Genomic DNA, 5,308 nt, shown 5'->3' with positions numbered 1-5,308 from the left:
GTTGGGCGGAGACACACACAAAACGCCTGCAAGAGCGGAGAGGTTCATGCCCCAAGGCAGGTGCCCTGCCCTATGAAGCAGGAACCGAACACCATTTAGGCGGTGTCCTAAATGGGTAAGTTTCGGACAACGGTTCCCTTGTTTAGATGGAGTTGGTGTGGTTGATGCGTGCAGCCAGAGTCTTTTGTCTGCTCTACCACTAGCCGGGGTCAAAGTCTGGGTAGCGATTTCACTGGGATTGAATAGGTTCTATACTGAAAGTTTCTGTGTCTATTTTTCTTGGTTGCGGTTCCGCGAGATTGTTTCCCGGAGTTCTGGTGGCAACGGGTCTATACTGACTATAAACCTGTCTATCATTACAAGTTTAGAAAACGGATTATGTTCCATCATATGGGTTGTGGAAAACTCTCTGTCCCATACTCTCATTTTGAACATGTCACGGATTTGCTTTGACTTCTGTGTGGCAGTGCTCTTAGATGTGCCAAAGTATTTGCTGATGTCACTGACGCTGGCGTATGGTTTGAAGCTTGGGTCAAAGAGAAAGTTGATGCTGCCTATGGCGTGAATGACTGCCGCAGCCCATATTTCCAGTCTACCATAAAGAAACCTATGCATTACCCATAATTATCGTGGATAATTTTTGCTCTCTAATTTTTTATCATATACGTAATATTTTTTATCGTGGGAACAAGAAAATATGCGTATCTTGCATAAAATTAGAGGAAAGCAATTACTCGTAGCACTTATGGGTAATGCATAGATAAAGAAACGGGACATTCCGCTTCCGCGACATCTTTCGGATAAGTTTCTCACATAACTCCTTATACTCCTCATCAAGATACCTGTCGCAAAAACCCGCGGTCATATCAATCAACTGCTGCGTCTTCTCCACAGTAACGGACTTATCTGCCAATCCCTAACACCCTTTTTCCAATCCATTCCTTTATGCTACATGTTGAAAGCTTAAAAATAATTATATAAAACCTTCCAAGCCAACCAAAATCAGCGCTAGGATAGAATACACTCCGTTTTCAAAACCACATAACAGAAGAGTCTTTTAATTTGTGCAGCTGCAAAAGCTAACCGCTCCACCTTATCACTAAACCTGATAGATTAATTCATCTGCTTCACAATCCCGGCAAGTAAACAGTCCTTTAGTGACAGGATTTGAAGGTTTGAAAAATTTTTTATTCAAGTATTTAATTTCACTTGTAGATTAAGTTCCCTATCCTTAGTGAAGTGAACTGAAAGATTTGTATTTGTTTCAGTATTCGTAGCTGGAAGAAAGCCACCCTTTATAGTATTTCTAACAATTTTTGTGGGAAAGCAATTATAAAATTTACCATTTTAAGGCTTATTTACCGAAAAGGAGCCGAAATAATTCTTTTTTCATATACTTCAAAAAGACAAAAATTTCGATTCTGGTTCTTTTGTTTTGCTTGTCGTGGTTTTTCGTCTCATATTGTGGTGGTTTTTTGCCACTCTTTCTACTTTAGGGTGGTTCGAGAGCTTTTTAAATAATGGGTTCGGGTTGGAGGTTTCAAAAAGAGGCGTTAAAAACGCTTCTTTTGGGAAAATAGGGAAAAATAATGGTGCCCAAGCGCAATCCCTCACCACCAAAAAATACCTGAAACACAATCCCTCCCCCCTCACTCCATTCCCTAGTATCACATAAGAACAGGTGGGAAACAATTCAAATCCTAGCAAAGAATCAGCACCATATTCAAAATTTCTTGAAATATTATATTACCTAATAATTAATTCTTTCCATGGTTCTTCTTCGATATTTCTGTGTCAACTTGTACGAGTTTTCCGTATAATTAGAGAAAACATAGAAATTAGCTCCTGAAAGGACAGGTATTATAACAACGCAATCCCAGTTTGAATCCAATACTTTCAAACCGTGTGGTTTTAAAAGTTTTTAAATCCATTTTTCACACATTTGTGAATTCTATAGTGATGTTTGGGACTCTTTCAACCTTTGAACCACCTATTTTTTGGGAACTGTGCTGGAATATCTTTGAGCGACGCACATAAACCTCTCTCTAAAACGGGAAGGATTTAAAGTTGCTAAAACCAAACCTTCAAAGAACCAGAATCGATAAATTGGGTATTTTGTTGTAAAGATGTTTATGGAAAGCAATAGGATTTGATGAAAAGGAAGTTGGGCTCCCGTTTACAAATCTTTATTAAACCCAAAATCTAAGATTCACCTGAATTTCATTTCCATAATTCGGGTAGGTGTTTGCTTCTTGTCTGTGGTAGACTTTTCCAGTTTGGTTGAATCAGTGTCCAGCTACAGTAAAAAGGCTTTGCTGATCCGTATGATCGCTCATGGCTTAGTTAAAGCGGGAAACGTTGATGGAGCGGTTAAGATTGTTTCCGCTTTTCCAGATGCTGCATGGCGACTGGAGCTTTTGTTAGAACTGTCCCTCTTTTTGGCTGATACGGATGACTGCGAGAGCGCTTTAAGACTCCTTAAGAGTGTCAAAGATGAAGACGTTGTTCTTGAGGCACTCTTAGAAGTTTGGGACTTTGAGAGGGTTGAAGAAGTATTGAAAGACTTTGGAATTAATGGAGAGAGAGTAAAAAGGGCTGTAAGGAAGTTTGGAAATTACCAGCTATTTGACTGGTTTAGCTTTCTTGTTGAGGCTGGTAGGGTGGATGAGGCGTTAGAAGCGGTTCGGGGGTTTGAAGAGGATCATTATCGCTTAAGGGGTTTAATCACTGTTATGGGTGCGTTGGCGAAGGTAGGAGATGAAAGTTACAAGGAGGTTTTGGACGAGGTTTCGGATGCTGCGGATAGCTTGTCTGATTATGACTATGATAATGTAATGGCTAACACAGCAGTGGAGTTGGCGTCTGTAGAAAAGGGGGAGACGGCTCTCAATATGGCTTACGAAATTGATGACGACTACACGTTTGTATCCACTCTTATAGATTGTTTACCGTACTTTGAGGGGAAGCTTTTTGAAAACACGTTTAACGAAATCTTGGACGTTGCTGACGAATTACCTGAGGAGGAGAGAGGTGATCTTTTAATTGACCTTTTTTGCGCCGTTTTAGATTTGCCAGAGACGAATAAGCCTCTCTTTGAAAGAATTATTAGGAGCGTTTCCATAGAGTCCATTCAAGGCTTAATGCAAATTTGCTACGCGCAAAGGCTCTCAGAGAATGGTGATGAAACCTTTAAGGAGTTTTACCGGGAGGGTATGAAAACTTTAAGAAAAACCACTGGTGAAACTCGGTTTCACGTGGCGAGAGCTTTAGTTGAGTTTATCCCTAAGGGGTTTACAGACGAACTTATAAAGTTCATTAAAGAGATTCCTGACGTGAAAGAACAAAGCCTACTGCTCTCTGAGCTATCCGTATCAAAAAGTTCCACGGAAGAAACCGAAGATGCTTTAAAGATTGCCAGGAGCATAACTATGCGAGAAGAGAAATCAGCGGCTCTCTACCAGTTGGCTTGCGCCACACATGATGAAGACTTCGAGCATGCTCTAAACACTGCCAACGAGATTCCGGACAGGAGTTGGCGTGAGAGAGCTTTTTCCTACCTATTCGCAAGCGCCCTAGGTAAGGGCGAATTCAGACAAGACCTTTTTGGTAAAGTTATGGCTGGCTTGACCAATAGAGATGAGGAAGGTGCGCTCTTGATTCTTACTCCAATGGTCATAAGCTTGGCGACGGCTGGTAGGAAGGAGCTGGAGGATGTGGTTAACCAAATATCGAAGCTCGATTACTTGAATACCTTAAGGAAAGCCTTACCGCTTCTTATGGCAGGAAATGTGGAAGAAGCTCTGAAAGTTGCAAGAGAGGGGAGTTCGGGGTTGGTTAAAACATTACTGCTCTCCTCCATAGCTGTGAGGTCTTTCCAAAAGAGCACATCTTCCCCTAGGAAGATTCTGGATGAGGCTAGGAGAGAGGTTAAGAGGATTGAGGACGAATATATGAGAAGCTACGCTTTAACTATAATAAGCTTTGCTTTAGCGGTTACAACACGGGTGAAGAACGCTCTGGAAATTTTATTGGATGAACCCCTTACAGAATATAGCAAAGAGGCATTGTTTGAAGTATTGGTTCGCCTCAGTTCCACTCGCCATGTTGATGATTTAATTAAAGTTGTTCAGAGTTTTAAAACAGAACATAAACTACTTATTGTTGTACGAATCATAGCTTACATCTACCTGAAGGGTTATAGGAGCGTGTTGGATAAAGTATTAGACACTCTGATCTCCTATGACCCGTCTACCATTCCACATTTGATAAACATGTTTGAAGACTTTGAGGCCCCTGAGTTTATTCAGAAACTAATTGAGAAACACGAGGATAAGACTCAAGGCTTTTCATTTTTGGGCTCAACTTACGCCTTTAAAGGAGAGGTGGAGCAAGCCAAGGGGGCCTTCCAGAAAGCCCTAGAAGAATTAAGCAAAATTCCCCCAGATGATGATCTTAGGTTTGACAACTTATATTTGGTTGTAACATACATGATAATGGCCGCTGATGAATCCTACTTAGATTTTGCAAAAAAATTTTTGCAAGAGGATGAATTTGAACTACTTTCCCAGCTTTTCAAAGCATCCAACTACGCTTCGAAGGAAAAGTTGGAAAAAGTGCGGGAAATCTTTCAAAGCATTAAGAGCAAGCACCTACTCAACGACATCTTCTTTCCTATGGTCATAGTAGCGGGTCGCATGAAAGATAAAAACTCTCTAATACTTTTAAAAGAGATTTTTGAAACCGAAGAAGCGGAGGCTCTCTCCAACTTTGAAATATCATACGCTTTTATACAATTTATACGGGTTGGTGGCGACATTAAAACCGCGGTAAAATTCATCGAGAAGAACTGGGCAGAAAATAAAGATCTTCTACACAAAATTGCACAATACTTTTTCGTGACAGAAAAAATAGATAAATTCAAAAAACTAGTCGAAAACATGAGCTATCATAACAAAGCGAGCACCATAAACACAATCACTTCAATGATAGCAGTCCACAACCCAGAAGAATTAGCGGAGCTGGCAGAGGATGTGCCAGTCTACACTAAAGATAAAGTTTTAGCAATTATCGCAGAGGAATACATGAGAAATGGAAAAATCGAAGAAGCATTAAGCACCGTAAGCAAGATAGCCTTAGGGGGGAACTACAATCAAGCCCTAAAGAACATGTTCCTAACACTACTAGAAAAATTAGCAAGAGAGTAAAAAACTTTCAATCTCCGTAGCTGGAGAACGGTTTTTGCAAGGGTTGTACCATTTTTTGCGCTCGTATGCGGAAGGTGTGGGGCGCATTTCAGCCGGTGAGTGGT

Annotated in this window: 4 protein-coding genes; 1 reads left to right on the top strand and 3 read right to left on the bottom strand. The window is 40.7% G+C overall.

What is annotated here, in order from left to right; genetic code table 11:
• From ACUVXA_RS15750 to ACUVXA_RS15740, 3 genes are all read right to left on the bottom strand, one after another.
• A partial coding sequence (locus ACUVXA_RS15750) for a hypothetical protein (protein WP_445872237.1) occupies positions 1 to 213 on the bottom strand: 213 nt, incomplete at its 3' end.
• A 57-nt stretch (positions 214 to 270) separates the two neighbouring features.
• Entirely contained in the window at positions 271 to 615 is a 345-nt protein-coding gene (locus tag ACUVXA_RS15745) for a DUF6398 domain-containing protein (RefSeq protein WP_445872236.1), read from the bottom strand.
• A 115-nt stretch (positions 616 to 730) separates the two neighbouring features.
• On the bottom strand, positions 731 to 913 hold the full coding sequence (locus ACUVXA_RS15740) for a DUF6398 domain-containing protein (RefSeq protein WP_445872235.1): 183 nt from the start codon (positions 911 to 913) through the stop codon (positions 731 to 733).
• A gap of 1,339 nt (positions 914 to 2,252) precedes the next feature.
• Between ACUVXA_RS15740 and ACUVXA_RS15735 the strand changes: the two genes are divergently transcribed.
• Positions 2,253 to 5,204 (top strand): hypothetical protein, encoded by a 2,952-nt coding sequence (locus ACUVXA_RS15735; RefSeq protein ID WP_445872234.1) that lies wholly within the window; start codon positions 2,253 to 2,255, stop codon positions 5,202 to 5,204.
• Positions 5,205 to 5,308 lie beyond the last annotated feature (104 nt).

This window comes from Candidatus Jordarchaeum sp. (genome assembly GCF_052745115.1).
Note: the sequence above shows the minus strand (reverse complement) of the source record. Positions and strands in the feature narration are given on the sequence as shown.

Excerpts from the sequence above, each read along its gene's own strand:
- ACUVXA_RS15745 (WP_445872236.1), bottom strand. The coding sequence starts at position 615 with ATGCATAGGTTTCTTTATGGTAGACTGGAAATATGGGCTGCGGCAGTC.